Consider the following 18,461-nt stretch of genomic DNA (forward strand, 5'->3'; position numbering starts at 1 on the left):
GGGAGGGGGGCTAGCCTAACTCCGGGGTGAATTTTGTCGTTCTACCACATAATCGTCCGGTTATTCTTCGGATTCGCCCTCTCGATTAATATTGACACCCTCACAGATATCGAGTATAATTTATATTTATGTGAAGATGTAACCCTCTGATTTTTCTTCGTACGGGTAATATTCCTCCGTTTCCCCACACACATTCCTTATTTTCATCTAACGATCGGCTGCTGGAAGGAAACACGAATTCTCACTGGCGCGGCCACGGAGCCGCAAGAATGATAGAGAGGCAGGGCTATCGTTGTTTTCGTGATAGTGAATTCAGGAAGAATCGCGCGGTTGCGCTTCAATACACAAAGGGGCCGTTCCCCAAGCGCTGGCTTGGCGAACGGCCCCGTCCAATTTAAATCAGTGTCCTACGATCATCGGAGCTTCGGCGCCCGGCGCGGACTCGCCTTCCTGTCTCTGCGGCTTGCGCAGCAGCAAGCCCAGAGCGGCCCCCGCCACGGCAATGAAGATCAGAATGAAGAACGTATGCCCGAAAGCCTCGGCGAAGATCGGCAGATCCGGCGCCGGCTTCTGCTGCTTCGTCATCAGATCCTGCATTCTCGTCGTCGAAATCGTCGTCAGCACGGCGACCGCAAACGACATCATGACCTGCTGCGCCGCGTTTGTCAGAGACGTTACCCGGCCGACCAGGTTCAGCGGAGCCGATTGAATCAGGTGCGTATTAAGCGGCATCATGAACAGCCCCATCCCGGCTCCGAGCAATCCGAGCGGAAGCATGATCGCCAGCTTGCCGTCATCCGCCGAGATGTTGGACAGCAGCAAGGCCGCGACCGTCGTAATGGCCATCCCGACGATAACGAGCGGGCGCGCTCCGAAGCGGTCGGACAGCTTGCCGCCGATCGGCATGAACAGCCCGGAAGCAAGCGCCTGCGGAAGCATCATCAGGCCGGCTTCCATCGGCGAATATCCCTTGGCCTGCTGCAGGAACAGCGGCACGAGGAACAGCGTTCCGAACAGCGCGATCTGCGACACCCATTGCACGATGATCCCTTTGGTGAAGTTGCCCGAACGGAAGACGCGAAGCTCGAGCAGCGGATTCTGCTTGCGCAGCTCGACGATGATGAACAGAACGAGGGCGATAACTCCGATACTGACTCCGATGACAGTCGGAAGCTCGGTCCAAGTCGACTTTCCGGTCATCGGGTCGATGCCGCCTTCGGATACGCCGTAGACGAGCGCGGCGAACGCGAGCGGACCGAGAATCATGCCGAGCCGGTCGAGCGAAGCGACCGCTTGGCGGCCGATATTCGGGAGCGTGCGGATGCCGAGCATAATTCCGATCACGCCGATCGGAAGATTGATCAGGAAGATCCAATCCCAGCTGTAGTATTCGACGAACCAGCCCGCCAACACGGGACCGAGCGCGGGAGCCAGCAGGATCGGGACCCCCATCATGCCCATGACCGTTCCGACCTTGTTCGGAGGAGCGAGACGGTAGATGAACGCCATCGAGATCGGTACGACTACGCCGCCGCCGATTCCCTGCACGATCCGGAACGCGATCAACAGCTCGACGCTCGTCGCCAGCGCGCATAGCAGCGAGCCGATCGTGAACAGTCCGATCGAGATCAGGAACACCCGCTTCGCGCCGAAGCGGTCCGACAACCAGCCCGCCAGAGGAATGACGGCCGCCTGTGCGAGCGCGTAACCGATAACCGTCCACTGCACGAGCGTGAGATTAGGCAAATTAAACTCTTCTTGAAGCTTGGGCAGCGCGACGTTAACGGCCGTTCCGTCCAAAATAACCATGAAAATGCCGATGATGATGGCGACCAGCGGTCCGAGAATGCCGCGCATCGAGATCGCGTTATCCTCCGATGCCTGCGCATTTGGGGATGACATATAAAACCTCCTATCCGAATGGGAGAGGCTTCCTTTGCGCGTTCTCTCTCTTCCATTGACCGCCGGGGAACGCGACGGTACAATAGAGTTATCCGGACGCTGCAACGAAAACCTGCGTTCTGAGCGGACAATTGTCCGCTTTACTTCGATGTTACCGGACAAATGTCCGGTTGTCAACATGTGGAAAGCGAACTTCTATCGATTGCGAGGTGGCGCATCGTGTCCGTCAGACGGGAACGCAGAGACGCGGTCGAGAATCGTCAGCTTATTCTCCAGACCGCTCACGAACTGTTCAGCGAATATGGCGTACAGCCAGTCAGCATGCACCAGATCGCCAAGACGGCCGGGATCGGACAAGCGACGCTCTACCGTAAATACGCCCACAAAGGCGATCTCTGCCTGGATATGCTGCACGAATACGGCGACAGGCTGATCAAAGAGATCGATCGATATTTGACAAGCAGCAGCGGCGCGCCGGCCTGGGAGCGGCTGTCGGGCGTTCTGGATTACTGGATCGACGCGATTGAAGACAAAGCCGAGCTGCTTCTCGAGACCGAAGCGAAGATGAACTGCGACGACGACCGGGGCAACTTCTTTCATTCTCCGATGTACCGTTTCTCCCGGGACAAAATCGCGGGGCTGCTGTCCGAAATCGCGGCGGAAGATCCGGCGACCGATTTCGATCCCGACTTCGCGGCCCATGCGATCATTTGCTCGATGTCCCCGGTAGGCTACTTTCAGATCAAGAAGGAGCGAGGCTATACCCGCGAGCAAATTAAGGAACATTATCGCCGGATGTTCGTACTGACGGCGAGAGCGTCGTCCGTACGCCGCCAGGCTTAGCACGCCGTACCCGCGCGAAAGGCCGAACTCCGGCAAGGCTGATTCTATGCCCGGGTTCGGCCTTTTTCATTTTTATGCCCCGAAGGTGCTCTTCTGGCGCTCGCGCGCCAGCTTCGCTCTCCGTTCGACCACGATGATCGCGGCCGTCACGACTTCGACGAGGAACACCGCGCCCAGCACGTCCATGATGACGTGTTGTTTCACGAACAAGGTGGACATAATGATAAGACTGGACATCCCGGTAATGAGCGTTACGTTCCATTTGTTGCGGAACGAACTCGTCCAGATCGCCCTCATTACCATGTAGCTGGAGAAGCAGTGAATGCTCGGGAAGCAGTTGTAGGGCTGATCCCGATTGTAAATGTACTTCATCAACAGCGAGAACGGATCGTCCCCGATGACCGGTGGACGCGCGACCGTCGTCTGGAATACCGAGTAGATCAAATAGCAGAGCAGCGCGCAGAGCGCGTAAGTCATCAGATTGCGGTAGTACACGTTGACGTCTTTCTTGAAGAAGTAGAACAAGCAGACGTAGATGTAGAAAATCCAGACCGAATACGGCAGAGCGAACCATTTGACGAACGGGATCGTCTCGTCCACCGCGGTCGCCAAGCTGTACACCTCTTGGTTTTCGATGTTGTTCGTTAAAGCGTACATCCATCCCAACACGGGAAACATCAGCATCAGCAGCAGCGGAGAGTACTTTTTCCAATCGATTCTTTTTATAAGGTTCACGCACTTACCCCCTGATCTATATTTATTGCGTCAACCGTCTATTCATGCTCAGGCAAGTGGCTCACGTAGCTGTTCGACAGCCGCAAAAGCTCCAACGCTCGATTATATTCGTCTTCCGTCGAGTCGGTCTCCGACGGCTGTTCCCCGTCGAACGGATAGCTGACCCCGTCTTCGTAGCCCAGTCCCGGAACAAAAATTCCTCTGCCGTTCACGAAGGAGCCGGAAGGCAAATAATATCTTTGCGGCAGCACGTTGTCGGTATGGTTGAGCAAATCCTGTCCGAAGTGGATATGCCCTTTCAGCGAAATCCCGAGAAGATTCGCCAGCGTCGGGAAGACGTCCACCTGTCCTCCCGTTTGAGGAAACACTTGCGGTTGCGTCACTCCCGGGGCGGCAATAATAAGCGGGATGTTCAGCATTTCGGAGAAACCGTAATCGTGTCCGTATAGTTCTTTCATCAGCTTTTTCTCGTGATCGGTAAGCGAGTAGATCGGCAATCCCAGATGGTCCCCGTACACGATCAGTAACGTATCGTCCCACAGGCCGATCTCCTTCAGCTTCTCGATGAACTGGCCGACAGCATAATCCGTATAGTTCTGAGCCTGGATATAGTCGCCGACGAGCGTGTCCCGATAGCGGTCGGGCAGCTCGAAGCGGACTTTGCGTTCCGGCATGTTGAACGGATGGTGAGAAGACATCGAGATGACTTGCGCGTAAAACGGTTGGCCGGATTGGCTCATTTTCAGCAGCTCGTCGGCGGTCTTCTCGTACAGAATTTCATCCGACGGACCGAAGAACACCATATCGTCGTCTCCGAAAAATCCGGCGTCGTAATAACGGTCGAATCCGAGGCCTTTGTACAGCTCCTTACGGTTCCAGAATTGGACGTCGTTCGTATGGAACGTTGCCGTCTGGTAGCCGCGCTCCGCGAATTTTTTTGGCATGCTCGGCAGATCCAAGCCGCCGTATTCCTGCGCCGCCGCCCCATGCTGGGGAATATAGAAGGAGGTGTTGACGACGAATTCCGCATCCGACGTATTTCCTTGACCGACCTGCTGGTAGAAGCGCGGGAAGTAAAAGTTCTCCTTAGCCAGCCCGTTCAAGACAGGCGTCACTTCCTTGCCGTCGACTTGGCGGTCGATGAGGAAGGTCTGGGTCGCTTCGAGCTGGAGCACGATCACATTCTTCCCTTCCGCCGCACCCCAGTAGAGGGGGACGGCGGGCTCCTCGATGCCTTTCAGGGCGGCGATCGCCTCTTCGGTCACCTTGCTCGGATCCTCGATCTCCTGGGTGGCGCTGGCGATGACCGCATAAGCTTCGTAGTTCAGAATCCCCATGTTTTCGGCTTGCTTCAACTCGTTGATGCTGTCGCTGTGAGTCCATACCGTTGCGACGCTGCCTACGAGCGAGACGGCGAACACCGCAGAGACCAGCGCTCCGGACTCCCTCTTGGCAAGCGACTTGGCCCAGCTTCTGAATCTGCGGCTGACGTACAGCAGCAGTAGCACGACAATATCGGTATAGATGAACAGAAAATAAGGATGCAGCAGGGAGAAGACGCTCCCCTTCACTTCCGTTACCTGGTTCACTTGTTTAAGCGCATGATAGGTCACGATAACGCCGAAATATTTGTAGTACATAATGACGGCGAAGTAGATCGACGTAACAAGAATGTCCACCGTCAAGTAGACGCCCAGCTTCCGTTTCGGCGCGAACCACTCGATCAGGCAGAACAGGATCCAAATGGAAGGAATGCCTGTCGCCAGTTGAAGCCAGATCGAAGCCCCGTCGAATACGACGAGCCGAGCCAGAAGGATTTTGAGCACCATTATGAGAGAGAAAAATACGAATGGCTTGGACAGCCACTCTCTCCATTTTGAAGCTTCCATTTCCATTCACCCCCGAACCCTACTTATTATACAAAATGTTAACTGAGCGTTAAAGCCTTACATGCAGGAAGATTACCTAAAGGTTGGCTAAAGAAATTCGCTTCGCGTATAATGCAAGCATAAACTTCGAAAGGGGTACTCCCCATGGCCATTTCCTACACCAGATCCTATGATCATATTTTGGACGACTTGTCCCGGGCTCTAACGACGGTACCGCAGTTTTACGAAGCGTTCGAAATGGAAGAAACCGATTGGCAAGACCTGAGCAAGGACGAGCGCGAAGTGTGCGTCCGCACGCTCGCCGACGATCTGTTCTATCTGCTCGGGTCGGAGCCTTCGGCGGAAGTCGGGCTCGGTACGGCGGAATACGACTCCGGCCACGCGATCATCAAGATCACGGCGGACGCCCAGCTTGTGCACGTCATCTCTTTGCGCGAATAAGGGCGTAGCTTTCCCTGATCTTGCCGAATTGGAACGCCAGGTAGATGAAGAACAGCGTCAATACCGCACCGATGCCGACGACCGAATAGTTGACGGGCACTTCCATCTTCCTGAGCGTCAAGTACAGGAACAGGCCCACGACCGTCAGCGCGTTCTCCACGAAGTTCTGAACCGCGATCGTTCTTCCGGGGCCGACGAGGGCTTTGCCCTCCTCCTGCAGCATCGTGTTCAGCGGGATGAGGAAAATGCCGCCCATGACGCCGGTCACGAACAGAAGCGACACCGTCAGCCACAGCTCGTTCGTGAAGTTCGCGGCCATAACCGTGCCGACCATCGCGATGCCGTAGAAGAATCCGCGGTACAGCCTTCCTTCGGGCACCAACCTCGGCGTCAGCCAGGCGCTGGCCACGACTCCGAGCGCCGTCACGCCGATGATCATCGATTGCTGGTCGGTGTCCGCGATGCCGAGGTTAAGCGGCAGCCAGGCGATCAGAGCGATCCGCAGCACGGACGCCGTCAGCCAGAACGCTCCCGTGCCGATCAGCGAGAAGCGGCTCCGGCGGTTGCGGAACAGCTTCGCCGCGTCGCGGAAAAACTGTCCGGAAGCCGTCCGGTAGCGAATGTCGGGATTGCCGGGTTTGACCGGCACGAGAAACGTCATGGCCAGCGACAGCAAATAAATGAACAGACAAACGAGAATAGCCGGCAGATCGGAGCGGGCGGCCAGGAAACCTCCCGCGACCGTGCCGAGCAGAATCGCGAGAATCGTCGAGCCTTCGACCTGGGCGTTGGCCTTCAGCAGCTCTCCCTCCGACTTCGTCAGCTCCGACAATATTCCGTATTTGCCCGGCGAGTACACGACGGCTCCCACGCCCACGAAGAAGTAACAGAGCGCCGGAGGCACCCCGAGGAGCAGCAACGTAATGCCGGTCGCCTTCATCGCGTTGCCGAGGAGCAGCACGTGAGACTTCGCCTTCTTGTCGGCGAACGCTCCGACGAGGGGCGCGAGCACGACGTAAGCGACGAGAAACGCCATTTGTATGTAAGTGACCATGCCGTCCGGGTCCGAGGCGCCTTCCCGCTTCACGAGGCCTACGATAAGGAAGAAATTCAAATTGTCCGCGAACGCGCTTAGAAATTGAGTCCATACGACCGCGTTAAGCGGTTTTATTTTTCTGAAAGAAGCAAACAAAATTTTCCACCCTTTCGTATCAGCCCCCTTATTATACTCCTTCCCCCTCGATTGACAACAACAAGAAACGGAAGCTATCATGAATTGAAATGAGAATCATAATCAGATACGCGACAGGGATGGGATGAGAATGGATCTTTCGCTGTTCGAGGAACACTTCCATATTTCCGCGAGCGGCTGCGAGCACCCGCTGCTATCCGTTCCGGCCGCGGAATTGCTGGACGAGAAGCGGATGCGGCAGGCGCTGGAGGTGGGCTCCGCCCTAATCAAGGGCGTCGGCCTGGAGGTGGCCGTGTCGTTCATCGGCATCGCCTTCTTCGGCCTTGCGGCCACCAAGCAGATCGTCATGTCCCAATACGGCAAAATTCTCGACCTCTCGCTCGATAACTTGACCGTTCAGCTCGAAGCGCACGACGATCATGCGCACGTGGTGTTCAAGTACAACGAATTGAAATGGACGGACCTTCCTTCCGAAGGACGGGAAGAAGCCATTCGCGGCGAATGGACCCGCTACTTCGGGGAAACGATGAATCCGCTGATCGAGGCGGCGGCGCAAGCGGCGGGATTAAAACCCGCGATCGTCTGGAATCAGTATGGAGCGCGGATCGCTTACGTCATGGAGTACCTCCGGGGGATCGTACCGGAAGGAGCGCTGAGACGAACGATGGAGGACGACTATCTCCTGCTCGCCGGCATGCCGGGAGAGACGTTTAATCGCCGCAAAAATCCGTACGTCCATACCCCGGTCTATATCGACAGTCCGTACGAGCCCGGCGGCCAAATGATGATCCGCTCGGCTTGCTGTATGTACTATAAACGAGAAAACGGAACGAAATGTTACACTTGCCCGATTCTCAAGGAAAAGGACAGGGCGGAAATGAAGCTGCTGATCGAAGCCCGAATCAAAGAGCAATCCGCGTAAACGCGACGGATTTGTCATAACAAGCGTTGGAGCCCTCCGAATGACGGAAGGCTCCTTTTGTTTGCCTCCGCATCGCCCATGATCGACTAGGTCCGCAGACGCGGTTCGAACGCCCCCTTACTGGTTCTATTAGCTCATACGCCATCTCGGCTTTATCCGCATCGATCGCTCCGGCCGGGATTGCGCACCTCAAGACCTACGTAAAAACGCAACTTAAGACCGCAACCGCCCTTTCCCACATTAGTCTCCTCGGCGGTTCCCAACCCGATCCCGATTATGGTTAGCTTATTAGGGTGCCTTACAGGCAAATCAGAAACGGGAGGATTTTCATGCGTCGTTTTACATTTTTCGCTATCCTTATCGCGCTTATAAGCACGGGAAGTTCGGCCTATGCGCAAGGAACAGGCAAAACCCCTTTTACCGACATTCGGGGACATTGGGCCGAGCAAACGATCGTGGACATGGTGTCCAAGGGCATACTGGACGGCTATCCGGACGGAACGTTCCGGCCCGACGCGCCCGTGAAAGTCGATCAATTCATCAAGATGCTCGTATTGTCCTATACCGACCTGCACCAGAACGGAGAGCGAAGCTGGAATTCCTCGTTCCTGCAAAGTCTGAGCGCGGAGAACCAGACGATTCTGAAGCAGGATTACCGCTATTTCGACTTCAAGCCGGCGACTACCGGGTATTGGGCCAAGCCCTACATCGACGTCGCCAGCGATCTGCACTTCCTGAACAGAAGCCGCTACAGCGACTTTCAGAACGATATGACGCGCGAGAACGTCGCGGAAGTGATCTACTATACGCTTCAGGAGACGGAGTTTCTGGAGGATTCGCAGTTCAGCCGTCAGTTGGCGCAGGCTTACGGAGACTTGATGAGCGCCTCGGAGCGGGAGCAGAAGTTCATCGCGGAAGCGCTGGTCAAAGGCATCATGCAGGGGTACCCGAACGGCTATTTCGGCGTCGGAGACAAAGTTACGCGGGCGCAATCCCTCGTTCTTCTGAATCGCTTAACGGAGAAGACAAACCGCATCTCCGTCACTTCGGGAGAGAAGAACGATCTCCAGCTCGCCGTTCCGACCGTCGGCGGAGGCACGCGGATCGTCGTATTCCCCGACCGGAGAATGCACGACGCTTACGAAGTTCTCAAACAAGCGGGGGCGCTGCGGGGCTCCAACCACGATCTGCTGGATACGAAGCTGAGACTGTTCAAGGACCAGAAGGAGAAGGACGCCGTCCTGTCCGCCTCGAATTCGGGCAAGACGCTCGAGGAGACGGCGCTGTGGCTCGATCCCCAATACAATACCTACGGCATAACGATCCGACTGCGCGAAGGGACGCTGGCGCGCAATCAGGAGGCGGTCGAGTCGTTCTCCAACTATTTGTTCGGCTACAACTCGGCGACGTTCCGCGAGCGATTCAACGACATATGCGTCAAAGTCGAATCCGGCGCCAAGGTCGCTTCTCAACAGCTCGAAATCGGAGATGATAAAGTCGACGTACTGGTCGATCTGACCGGCAAAACGGTCATCTTCTCCATCACGAAGAAAAGTGCGTAATCAAGAAAGCCAAGTCGCCCCGGACAGGGACGGCTTGGCTTTCTTCAATTCCGGGCATACCGTCTTCCGTCGCGGGCGGCGAAAGGCATGCCCTTCTCCGTCGACTAAGAACTTGGCGCCTCTATTCCCTTCAAACCTGAGTCGGAGCTCCCCCCTGCACGCTTGCAAGCAACCGTCCGATCTCGGCCTGCAAATCCTCCGGCTCGCTCGCGTAGTTATACATGCCGAGGAACGTCCCGGTCGCGCCCTGGTCCGAGCCGACCAGATTGTAAGCCGCCGTCATTTCTTCGGAGACCGGCACGTTCTTCGTGAACTGGCAGCCGAGCCAGAAGCGGGACATCAGCTTCTCCTCCATGGCCGACTGATACGCCTCTCCCATCGAAGCCCAGTTCCCCTGCCACTCGTCCGAAGGACGCCGCGACAAAATGTCCGCCAGCAGCCGCGCGCCGAACAGCGCGTCGTGCATCCCCTGGCCGACGCAAGGGTCCTTGAAGGTAAGCGCGTCTCCTAGCAGCGCCCAGCCTTCTCCCATGCCGACGTACCAATCGTTGTCATAGCCGTGCAAGCCGCGGATCGGCTCGACGAACCGGGCGTTGCGGAAGCGCTCGGCAAGCGTCGTATGCCCGAAGCCCTCGTCGATCAGCTCGCGGAAGCCCGCTTCCGGATTCGCCTTGAAGCGGTCTAAGCGGGCAATGTCGTTAAGCGGGAACATCCCTCCGACGACGAACTGGCCATCGCTCGTCGGGAAAACGATAGCCAGCTTATCCCCGTTTTTGTGGAACTCCACATGCGTCTCCCCTTCTTGCCGGAAGTCCGACAAGTAGGCCACGTAAGAAGCGAAATCCGTCGGAAGGGAAATTTTGCGCTCGCTTCCGACCCATTCCCTGACTCTGGACAATCTTCCGTCCGCCCCTACGACAAGCTTGGCCTCGAATCTTTCCGTCTCACCCTGACCGTCCCTGCGCCTGCCTTCCACGCCCGCGATGGCCCCGTCAACCCGAATCAGCGACGTTACCTTGAAGCCTTCAACGGCCGTTACTCCCGGTTGTTGCTTCGCATGCTCGAACAAAATCCGGTCCAAATACTTCCGCCGCACGCATAGACAGCCTTGAATCCCGTTCGTCTCGGGGAACAGTCCGTCGATGACCGCTCCGTCGAATTGAATCCGCCCTCTGCGATAGAGGGGAGTGTCCGTCTCCAGCACGGCCTCCAGCACTCCCATCTCCTGCAGTATTCCAAGCGAGTTGCTGAACATATTGTGCGTGGACAACGTGTCGCTCGGAAAGGTCGCCCGATCCAGCAGCAGAACCTGGTATCCTGCCTTGGCCAAATAATACGCGAGAGAAGCCCCCGCCACGCGGGCGCCTACCACGATCGCATCGAAACTCATCGTCATCTCCCCTGTCCTTCCGCCCCATCGCGGGCGGAAATGATCTCCCCCCATCGTATCCCCGGTCTCTGTCATATGACCAGTTACCGCGGTCACTAAGTCGGTCATGGGCGGCTGGGCGGCCTTCGGGCGCAAAAAAAAAGAGAGACCCTCGACGAAAATCGTCGAGAATCTCTCTTGCGGCGCATTAAGCCTTACAGCTTAACTACGTTTTCCGCTTGCGGTCCGCGGTTGCCTTGAACCACGTTGAATTGAACGCGTTGGCCTTCGTCCAAAGTCTTGAAGCCTTCGCCCGTGATCGCGCTGAAGTGCACGAATACGTCGTTTCCGCCTTCAACTTCGATGAATCCGAAGCCTTTGTCAGCGTTGAACCATTTAACTGTACCCTCTTGCATGTATTTCACCTCCAAATTACAATTGCCTCATGAACTTTTTTATTCATACGAATAAAAAATCCACAGAACGGCAGGGTTAACTTCAAAATGATAACCCTTTCCATTTTGTGAATTCAGGTCACGATTTCGATAGTCCTTACTATAACAGGTTCCCATGCAAAAAGCAACTTATTCTTCTGTCAAAGCTTAGTATGTCCAACCTTCATGCGTTCATTCATCCGATGAGCAACGATTCGGCCCCGTCGATGTACGCTTTCGTTCCCGTGATCAGCGATGAGCGCGGAGAGGCCAGAAACAGCACCAGCTCGGCCACCTGCTCCGGCGTGCCCGGGCGATGCGCCAACGGATTCGAGCCTTCCGGATACTCCACCGGGATTTGCGCCGCCTCGGCTTCGGGCGTCTTGTTCGTATTCTCCCCGATATTCGTGCGGATAGCTCCCGGACAGATTGCATTGACCCGGATGCGATGCTCCGCCAGCTCCAGCGCGGCCATCTGCATCAGCGCGACCTGTCCCGCCTTGCTCGTACTGTAGGCGCTCGCCCCGATATTGGAGAAGATCCGGTTGCCGTTGACCGAGCTGGTGATAATCACGCTGCCTCCTTGCCGTTTCAGATGCGGAATGGCATGCTTCAGCGTCAAGAACGTCCCCTTCAGATTGATGTCCATCGTCCGGTCCCAATCCTCTTCGGTCAAATGCTCGATCGGCGTCCACGTTCCGTTAATGCCCGCATTCGCGAAAACAATATCCAATCGCCCCCAGCGCGAGGCCGCTCGTTCAATCGCGGAGCGGACGGAATCCGCCGACGCGACGTCCGCTTCCAAATCCAACGCCTCTCCTCCAGCCCGTTCGATTTCTTCGCGCACTCGTTTCGCCCGCTCCGAATCCCGGTCGACGACGCCGACTTTGGCCCCGTGGGCCGCCATTTTCAACGCCGCCCCCTTGCCGATGCCAGAGCCCCCTCCGGTTACGATTGCGACCTTCCCCTCGAGCTCCGCCATTTTCACACCTCCTTTGCTCGTATTGTTGCCAGCCCCAACCTGAATTACCCCGCTTTTCCCAACGAAAAACAAGAGGTTCGCGTCCGCCGCCCCATTCCCGCCAAACGTTTGTTTGAGCTATACTGGCAATAGAAACGGAGTTGAGCAGAATCATGACCGTAACAGAGAGCAAAGTCGTTCGCTCGGTTTGTCCTTTCGATTGTCCCGACACGTGCAGCTTGCACGTCACCCTGGAGAACAACGCCATTGTATCCATAGACGGCAATCCCGACCACCCGGTCACGCAGGGCGCGATCTGCAACAAAGTCCGGCACCTGCGCGAGCGCGTGTACCACCCCGACCGCGTGCTGCACCCGCTGCGCAGAACCGGTCCCAAGGGAACGCTGGAATTCGAACGCATCACCTGGGACGAAGCCTACGACGACGAGATCGTCTCCAGACTGAAGAACGCCATTGCCGCCAAAGGAGCGGAATCGATTCTTCCCTACAGCTTCTATGGAAATATGGGCATTCTGAACGCCGAAGGGATGGATCGGCGCTTCTTCCACCGGATCGGCGCCAGCCAGCTGGAGAGGACGATCTGCAACGCGGCCGGATCGGCGGGCTACGGCTATACGATGGGCGCTTCCGCGGGCACCGATCCCGAGACGACGGTTCATACGAGGTATGCCCTGATCTGGGGCTGCAATCTCGTATCGACCAACATGCATCAAGTGATGTACCTGACCGAAGCCCGCAGGCGCGGAGCGAAAATCGTCCACATCGACGTGCACCGCAACCGCACCTCGGCCTGGGCCGACGAGTTCGTGGGCATTCTCCCGGGGACCGACACGGCGCTGGCGCTCGGCATGATGCATGTGCTGATCAAAGAAAAGCTGACGGATGAGCGATTTATCGCCGAATATACGAAGGGATTCGAGGAGCTTGCCGTCCAAGCGGAGAAGTACCCGCCGGAGCGGGTCGCGGAAATTACCGGCGTTCCGGCGGATACGATCGTCAGGCTGGCCCGCGAATACGCGGGGACGACGCCGTCGTTCATTCGCATCGGCAACGGCCTTCAGCACCACGACAACGGCGGCATGGCGATCCGCACGATCGCGTGCCTGCCCGCCCTGATCGGCCAATGGGGCATTCCCGGCGGCGGAGCGATCAAGGGCAACAGCCATTATTCCTCGGTTAACGCCGTTAAGCTGGAACGGCCGGACCTGCTGCCCGACCGCAACGTCCGTTCCATCAGCATGAACCGGCTCGGCGAAGCGCTGCTCGCGTCGGAGCCGTCCGTCGACGTGCTGTTCGTCTACAACAGCAATCCCGCGGTCGTCGCGCCCGATCAGAATCGGGTGCGCCAAGGGCTGATGCGGGACGATCTGTTCACCGTGACGCACGATCTGTTCCTGACCGACACGTGCAAGTACGCCGATATCGTACTGCCCGCGACAAGCCATTTTGAAAACCTCGACTTGTTCGCTTCCTATTGGCATCTGTACTTGCAGCTTCACGAGCCGATTCTGGAGCCGATGGGCGAATGCAAGTCCAACTTCACGCTGTTCAAGGAGCTTGGCCTGCGCATGGGATTCGAGCCCGAAGTATTCGGCGTGACCGAGGAGCAGATGATTCGCGAGGCTCTGGATTACAGGAGCCCGTTCCTTGACGGTCTGACCTACGAGGAGCTGCAGCGGGAAGGTTACGTAAGAATGAAGCTGGATCGGCCTTCGCTCGTTCCGCAGCGGATTCCGACCCCTTCAGGGAAAATCGAGTTCTACTCCGAGCGGATGCTGCGCGCGGGATTGCCGCCCGTACCGGAATATTCGCCGCTGCGGGAGCCGGAGGAATATCCGCTGCTGCTCGTCACCGGGCCGAACCACAGCTTCATCAACTCCACGTTCGGCAATCAGGAGCGGCTGAAGAAGCTGGAGAAGGGGCCCGTCGTCGACATGAACGCCGAAGACGCCGCCGCCCGGGGCATCGCGCACGGAGATTCGGTGCGGATGTGGAACGGACGCGGCGAAGTTCGTCTGACAGCGAAAGTAGCGGACAACGTGCTGCCGGGCGTGCTCGTCACGCAAGGCCTGTGGTGGGAGCACGGCAACGACGGCGTTCAGGCCGTCAATTCGTTGACCTCGCAGCGGCTGGCCGACATGGGCGGCGGGGCGACGTTCTTCTCCACGCGGGTCGAAGTCGTGAAGCTATAGCTTCACGACGACTCGTCCCCTGGATTTGCCGGCGAGCATAGCGGCCAGAGCGGCAGGAACGTCTTCGAGCGGGATTTCCGACGATAGCTCGTGCAGCTTGTCCGGCCGGAATCCCTCCCGAGATTAGCGTTCCCTGCCGGTTTTGCGTCCTTCCTTACGATGAACCGATTGGCTTCTTCTGGCGTTCGGTGTTCTTGCCGGTCAGGCCGGCTCGGGTTGCGCCGCCAGAACCGCGTGCTGCGTCACCGTATGAAGATCGCGCCAGATCCGGTTGATCGGATGATCCTCCATCAGCACGGCCATGCCGAGCAACGGGAAAATCGTATGCGCATGCGCTAATACGCTTCTGGACAGCGCCTGGCAAACCTGTCCGACCTCGGCTTGATCGACCTCCGACATTTCCCCGGCCGCGACGAAAGCGTCCCATGTCCGCTCCACAGTCTCGTAGAAATGGGCTGCGTCCGTCTTCAGCTTCGCTTCCTGCTCGGAGATGGCACGCTCCGTTTCTTCAGCCCGTCCCGGTTTGGCCGAATCCCACTCGGCGCGTTTGGAAGCGACGAACGAACGGGCCTCCGCGAGAAAATGGCGGCAAATGCCCAGACATACGGCGGCGAACGACGTCTGCGCGAACGGCAGAAACGGATAGCGGAAAATGGGATCGTCATAGTTGGGCGGGCTCATAATACTGAATGTGCGCTGCGCGGGCACGAACGCGTCGTCCACCGCCATCGAATGACTGTCCGTGCCTTTCAGGCCGAACGAGTTCCAATCGCGGATGACGCGAATCTGCTCGGGCAGAAACGCGAACGAACGAATTTCCGGTTCCGCTCCGTCTCCTCTATCAATGCGGCAGTTCGCCGTATACAGGCTGGCGAACGTCGAGCCGCTGCAATATTTCCACTGCCCGCTGACCCGGTAGCCTCCCTCGACCGGAACGGCGACTCCGTTCGGGTGTCCGCTGCCGGCTACGACCGCGTTCGCCGGACCGAACAGCTCCCGCGCCTGCTCGGGCGGCAGCGCCGCAGAGAAAAATCCGCCGCCCGACCCGATCGTCACGAGCCAGCCGAAGCTTCCGTCGATCTCGGACGCCTCTGCGAACACGCGCAACGCCTCGGGCAGCGACAGCATCAAGCCATTCAGCTCCTCCGGCACGAACTGTTTAAACAGCTTGGCGTCATAGATGCCTGCCAGCACGTCCGCAGGCAGCGTTGTCCCTTCGGACAAGCCCGCATACCTTTTCGCTGCTTGTGCAAGAGCTTCGGGGATTCTCCCTGTTGGCGTTTTCGTTCCTGTTCCTGTTGCCGATCTCGTCACAACGGGTTCCTCTTTTCTCCCCTTTGTCCCCTCAGGACAAAAGTTTATTATATAGACAAATGTTTAGATCGGGTGTATGATGAACTTGCTTCAGTTTCAATATGAACGAAGGAGGATCGGACAATGGACCGCGAGCGGCAAATTATGGACCTGATCCGCCACAATCCTTTTATATCACAGAACGACATCGCCGCCAGCATCGGCATTTCCAGATCGGCGGTCGCGGGCTACATCGCCGCGCTGACCAAGCGGGGCGTCATCCGCGGCCGGGCCTACATCACCGCGGAGGAGAACACCGTGCTGTGCATCGGCGGGGCCAACCTCGACAGCAAGGCTACCGCCAAGCAGCGCATCCGGGCAGGCTCCTCCAACCCGGCCAGCGTTGCGACGGCCTGCGGAGGCGTCGCCCGCAATATCGCCGAGAATCTGGCCCGTCTGAGCTGCACCGTCTCCCTGCTCACCGTTGTCGGAGACGACCAGTCCGGACAATGGGTGCTGAAGGAAACGGCCGCTTCCGGCGTGAACACCTCGCTCTCCCAAGTGCTGCCCGGCGAGAAGACGGGCACGTACACCGCCCTGCTCGATCCGGACGGAGAGATGTTCGTCGCTTATGCCGACATGGACATTTACGACCGCTTCTCCCCGCAAATTGTGCAGGAGCGCTGGCCGCACATCGCCGCGTCGAAGCTCGTCGTTGCCGACGCGAACTTGCCGGCCGAGACGCTGGCCGAGCTAATCGGCCGTTGCCGTGACGGCTCGCTGCCGCTGCTGATCGATCCGGTCTCCTCCGGCAAGGCGAAGAAGCTGCCCGCCGACTTGACCGGGGTAACCGCGATCTTCCCCAATCTGGAGGAAGCGGTCGAGCTTGCCGGAGCGATCCCGTCGGACGCACCCGAATACGCGGAACTGGCGCGGGCCATTCACGAACGCGGAGTCGCCCACGTCTTCATTACCTCCGGAGAGCAAGGCGTCTTCCACTCGTCGGCGGACGGCGATCGGGCTCTTATTCCCCCGATTCCGACGGAAGTCGTCGAAGTGACGGGAGCCGGAGACGCCTTCGTCGCCGGAGTCGCTTATGGCGTACTGCACGACCGATCTTATCGCGAGGCTTGCCGGCTCGGACTGGCCGCCTCTCACCTGACCTTGCAGACCGCCGAGTCCGTCTCGGCGCAGCTTAGCGAGCCTACGCTCCAACAAACTCTAGAGGAGAGATTCTAAATGAACAACGCAATCAGCCAGTACCTGACCTATACGGACGAAGTTCGCGAGGCGCTCTCCGCCGGCAAGCCGATCGTCGCTCTCGAGACGACGATCATCTCCCACGGCATGCCTTATCCGCAAAACATCGAAATGGCCCGCACCGTCGAGCGGATCATCCGCGAGCAAGGAGCCGTTCCCGCGACGATCGGCATTATGGAAGGCCGCGTTAAGATCGGCCTGAACGAGCAGGAACTGGAAGCCTTCGCGACCTCCAATCCCGTCGAGAAAGTCAGCCGCCGCGACTTCCCTTACCTGCTGTCCTCCGGCAAAATCGGCGCGACGACGGTATCGGCAACGATGATCGGCGCAGCGCTGGCCGGCATCGAGGTGTTCGCGACCGGCGGCATCGGCGGCGTACACCGCGAAGGCGAGACGACGATGGACGTCTCCGCCGACTTGACCGAGCTGGCGCAGACGAACGTCGCCGTCGTATGCGCAGGGGCCAAGTCGATTCTCGACATCGGCCGCACGCTCGAATACTTGGAGACGCACGGCGTGCCCGTCATCGGCTACAAGACCGACGAATTCCCGTCCTTCTATGCCCGGGAGAGCGGCTACGGCGTCGACTTCCGCCTCGACGAGCCGGCGCAGATCGCCGACGTGCTGAAGAAGAAATGGCAGCTCGGCCTGAACGGCGGCGCCATCGTTGCCAACCCGGTGCCGGCCGAATCCGCCCTACCGCAGGCCGAGATCGAAGGCGTCATTCAACAGGCGCTGAGCGAAGCCAAGGAACAGAACATTACCGGCAAGAAGGTCACTCCGTTCCTGCTCGCTCGCATCAAGGAGCTGACCGAAGGACGCAGCCTGGAGACGAACATCGCGCTCGTCTACCATAACGCCAAAGTCGCGGCGCAGATCGCCGTTGCTTTGAAAGCCTAAGCTGCCGCTCTCCTCTATCCGCACCGCATGCCAAGCGGCCGCCGGGCAGCCCCTATCGAACGGGGGTGACCTGGACGGCCGCTTGTTTGCCGCTGAGCTGGATGCCGGTCGCTTTGCGCCCGACCTCCGCGAGATCCTTCAGCAATTGCTCCAGCAGTTCCTTCGCCTTCTGCCCTTCCTTGCCTTGAATTTTCACGACGAACTGCACCGCGTCGCCGGAGGCGAGCAGCTTCTCCGCCTGACGGCGCTTCGTCTCGTAGTCGTGATCCTCGATGTGGGGCGTCAGGCGAATCTCCTTCACCTTCGGGGGCTGCGCGGCTTTGCGCTCCTGCTGCTTCTCCTTGGCGGCCGTCTGCTTGGCCGTTCCCCGCGGCGTCAGCTTGCACGGCGGCGGGCTGCTCAGCAGCGAAGTGCACACCAGATCCGCCTTCAGCTCGCGCGCCAGAGCCAGAGCTTCGTCTCTGGAGACAATGCCCAGTTCCTCTCCGTCCACTCCCGTCAGCCTCACCTCGGAAGCTTTTATTTTCTCGTTCATGATCAGCATG

At 58.3% G+C, this 18,461-nt stretch carries 16 protein-coding genes; 7 read left to right on the top strand and 9 right to left on the bottom strand.

The features are described 5' to 3' along the window. Positions 1–399 precede the first annotated feature (399 nt). On the bottom strand, positions 400–1,902 hold the full coding sequence (locus ACESLM_RS18410; RefSeq protein WP_372633032.1) for a DHA2 family efflux MFS transporter permease subunit: 1,503 nt from the start codon (positions 1,900–1,902) through the stop codon (positions 400–402). A gap of 219 nt (positions 1,903–2,121) precedes the next feature. On the opposite strand from ACESLM_RS18410, the gene ACESLM_RS18415 reads away from it, so the two are divergent. Next, the gene (locus ACESLM_RS18415) at positions 2,122–2,745 is read left to right on the top strand and encodes a TetR/AcrR family transcriptional regulator (protein ID WP_372633033.1); all 624 of its coding nucleotides are present in this window, start codon (positions 2,122–2,124) and stop codon (positions 2,743–2,745) included. Between the two features lie 72 nt (positions 2,746–2,817). Here ACESLM_RS18415 and ACESLM_RS18420 read toward each other — a convergent pair whose 3' ends face one another. Further along, the gene (locus ACESLM_RS18420; protein WP_372633034.1) at positions 2,818–3,480 is read right to left on the bottom strand and encodes a phosphatase PAP2 family protein; all 663 of its coding nucleotides are present in this window, start codon (positions 3,478–3,480) and stop codon (positions 2,818–2,820) included. 38 nt (positions 3,481–3,518) lie between these two features. Further along, entirely contained in the window at positions 3,519–5,369 is a 1,851-nt protein-coding gene (locus ACESLM_RS18425; protein ID WP_372633035.1) for an LTA synthase family protein, read from the bottom strand. A gap of 144 nt (positions 5,370–5,513) precedes the next feature. Here ACESLM_RS18425 and ACESLM_RS18430 point away from each other — a divergent pair, with 144 nt between their 5' ends. Beyond that, entirely contained in the window at positions 5,514–5,810 is a 297-nt protein-coding gene (locus tag ACESLM_RS18430; protein ID WP_372633036.1) for a hypothetical protein, read from the top strand. Here the strand turns inward: ACESLM_RS18430 and lplT are convergent. Continuing rightward, positions 5,791–7,002, bottom strand: a complete 1,212-nt coding sequence (gene lplT, locus ACESLM_RS18435; RefSeq protein ID WP_372633037.1) for a lysophospholipid transporter LplT — start codon at positions 7,000–7,002, stop codon at positions 5,791–5,793. The genes ACESLM_RS18430 and lplT overlap by 20 nt on opposite strands. 130 nt (positions 7,003–7,132) lie before the next feature. Here lplT and ACESLM_RS18440 point away from each other — a divergent pair, with 130 nt between their 5' ends. Both ACESLM_RS18440 and ACESLM_RS18445 read left to right on the top strand, forming a co-directional pair. Further along, positions 7,133–7,924, top strand: a complete 792-nt coding sequence (locus ACESLM_RS18440) for an IucA/IucC family C-terminal-domain containing protein (protein ID WP_372633038.1) — start codon at positions 7,133–7,135, stop codon at positions 7,922–7,924. A gap of 329 nt (positions 7,925–8,253) precedes the next feature. Continuing rightward, positions 8,254–9,486, top strand: coding sequence for an S-layer homology domain-containing protein (locus tag ACESLM_RS18445; protein ID WP_372633039.1), 1,233 nt, complete (start codon positions 8,254–8,256; stop codon positions 9,484–9,486). Positions 9,487–9,616: 130 nt separating this feature from the next. Here the strand turns inward: ACESLM_RS18445 and ACESLM_RS18450 are convergent, their stop codons facing one another. From ACESLM_RS18450 to ACESLM_RS18460, 3 genes are all read right to left on the bottom strand, one after another. Beyond that, the gene (locus tag ACESLM_RS18450; protein ID WP_372633040.1) at positions 9,617–10,876 is read right to left on the bottom strand and encodes an NAD(P)/FAD-dependent oxidoreductase; all 1,260 of its coding nucleotides are present in this window, start codon (positions 10,874–10,876) and stop codon (positions 9,617–9,619) included. A gap of 194 nt (positions 10,877–11,070) precedes the next feature. Then, positions 11,071–11,271: a cold-shock protein gene (locus ACESLM_RS18455; protein WP_094043234.1), complete on the bottom strand. Its 201-nt coding sequence runs from the start codon at positions 11,269–11,271 to the stop codon at positions 11,071–11,073. A gap of 214 nt (positions 11,272–11,485) precedes the next feature. After that, positions 11,486–12,271 (bottom strand): SDR family oxidoreductase, encoded by a 786-nt coding sequence (locus tag ACESLM_RS18460; protein WP_372633041.1) that lies wholly within the window; start codon positions 12,269–12,271, stop codon positions 11,486–11,488. Positions 12,272–12,423: 152 nt separating this feature from the next. On the opposite strand from ACESLM_RS18460, the gene ACESLM_RS18465 reads away from it, so the two are divergent. Continuing rightward, positions 12,424–14,463, top strand: coding sequence for a molybdopterin-containing oxidoreductase family protein (locus tag ACESLM_RS18465; protein WP_372633042.1), 2,040 nt, complete (start codon positions 12,424–12,426; stop codon positions 14,461–14,463). A 201-nt stretch (positions 14,464–14,664) separates the two neighbouring features. Here ACESLM_RS18465 and ACESLM_RS18470 read toward each other — a convergent pair whose 3' ends face one another. Further along, on the bottom strand, positions 14,665–15,777 hold the full coding sequence (locus tag ACESLM_RS18470) for an acyl-CoA dehydrogenase family protein (protein WP_372633043.1): 1,113 nt from the start codon (positions 15,775–15,777) through the stop codon (positions 14,665–14,667). 123 nt (positions 15,778–15,900) lie between these two features. Between ACESLM_RS18470 and ACESLM_RS18475 the strand changes: the two genes are divergently transcribed. Then, a complete protein-coding gene (locus ACESLM_RS18475) occupies positions 15,901–16,995 on the top strand; it encodes a carbohydrate kinase (RefSeq protein WP_372633044.1) in 1,095 nt (364 codons plus the stop codon). Positions 16,996–17,007: 12 nt separating this feature from the next. Next, positions 17,008–17,916 carry a pseudouridine-5'-phosphate glycosidase gene (locus tag ACESLM_RS18480; RefSeq protein ID WP_372633053.1) on the top strand — a complete coding sequence of 303 codons (909 nt, stop codon included), beginning with the start codon at positions 17,008–17,010 and terminating at the stop codon, positions 17,914–17,916. 52 nt (positions 17,917–17,968) lie between these two features. Here ACESLM_RS18480 and infC read toward each other — a convergent pair whose 3' ends face one another. Then, on the bottom strand, positions 17,969–18,460 hold the full coding sequence (gene infC / locus ACESLM_RS18485) for a translation initiation factor IF-3 (RefSeq protein WP_372633054.1): 492 nt from the start codon (positions 18,458–18,460) through the stop codon (positions 17,969–17,971). Between the last annotated feature and the right edge of the window lies 1 nt (position 18,461).

The sequence above is a fragment of the Cohnella sp. genome, from assembly GCF_041641335.1.
GTDB lineage: Bacteria > Bacillota > Bacilli > Paenibacillales > Paenibacillaceae > Cohnella.

Bases quoted from the DNA above. Each gene is read 5' to 3' on its own strand.
- ACESLM_RS18410 (WP_372633032.1), bottom strand. From the start codon at position 1,902: ATGTCATCCCCAAATGCGCAGGCATCGGAGGATAACGCGATCTCGATG.
- ACESLM_RS18425 (WP_372633035.1), bottom strand. From the start codon at position 5,369: ATGGAAGCTTCAAAATGGAGAGAGTGGCTGTCCAAGCCATTCGTATTT.
- ACESLM_RS18430 (WP_372633036.1), top strand. From the start codon at position 5,514: ATGGCCATTTCCTACACCAGATCCTATGATCATATTTTGGACGACTTG.
- ACESLM_RS18440 (WP_372633038.1), top strand. From the start codon at position 7,133: ATGGATCTTTCGCTGTTCGAGGAACACTTCCATATTTCCGCGAGCGGC.
- ACESLM_RS18445 (WP_372633039.1), top strand. From the start codon at position 8,254: ATGCGTCGTTTTACATTTTTCGCTATCCTTATCGCGCTTATAAGCACG.
- ACESLM_RS18450 (WP_372633040.1), bottom strand. From the start codon at position 10,876: ATGAGTTTCGATGCGATCGTGGTAGGCGCCCGCGTGGCGGGGGCTTCT.
- ACESLM_RS18455 (WP_094043234.1), bottom strand. From the start codon at position 11,271: ATGCAAGAGGGTACAGTTAAATGGTTCAACGCTGACAAAGGCTTCGGA.
- ACESLM_RS18460 (WP_372633041.1), bottom strand. From the start codon at position 12,271: ATGGCGGAGCTCGAGGGGAAGGTCGCAATCGTAACCGGAGGGGGCTCT.
- ACESLM_RS18465 (WP_372633042.1), top strand. From the start codon at position 12,424: ATGACCGTAACAGAGAGCAAAGTCGTTCGCTCGGTTTGTCCTTTCGAT.
- ACESLM_RS18475 (WP_372633044.1), top strand. From the start codon at position 15,901: ATGGACCGCGAGCGGCAAATTATGGACCTGATCCGCCACAATCCTTTT.
- infC (WP_372633054.1), bottom strand. From the start codon at position 18,460: ATGCTGATCATGAACGAGAAAATAAAAGCTTCCGAGGTGAGGCTGACG.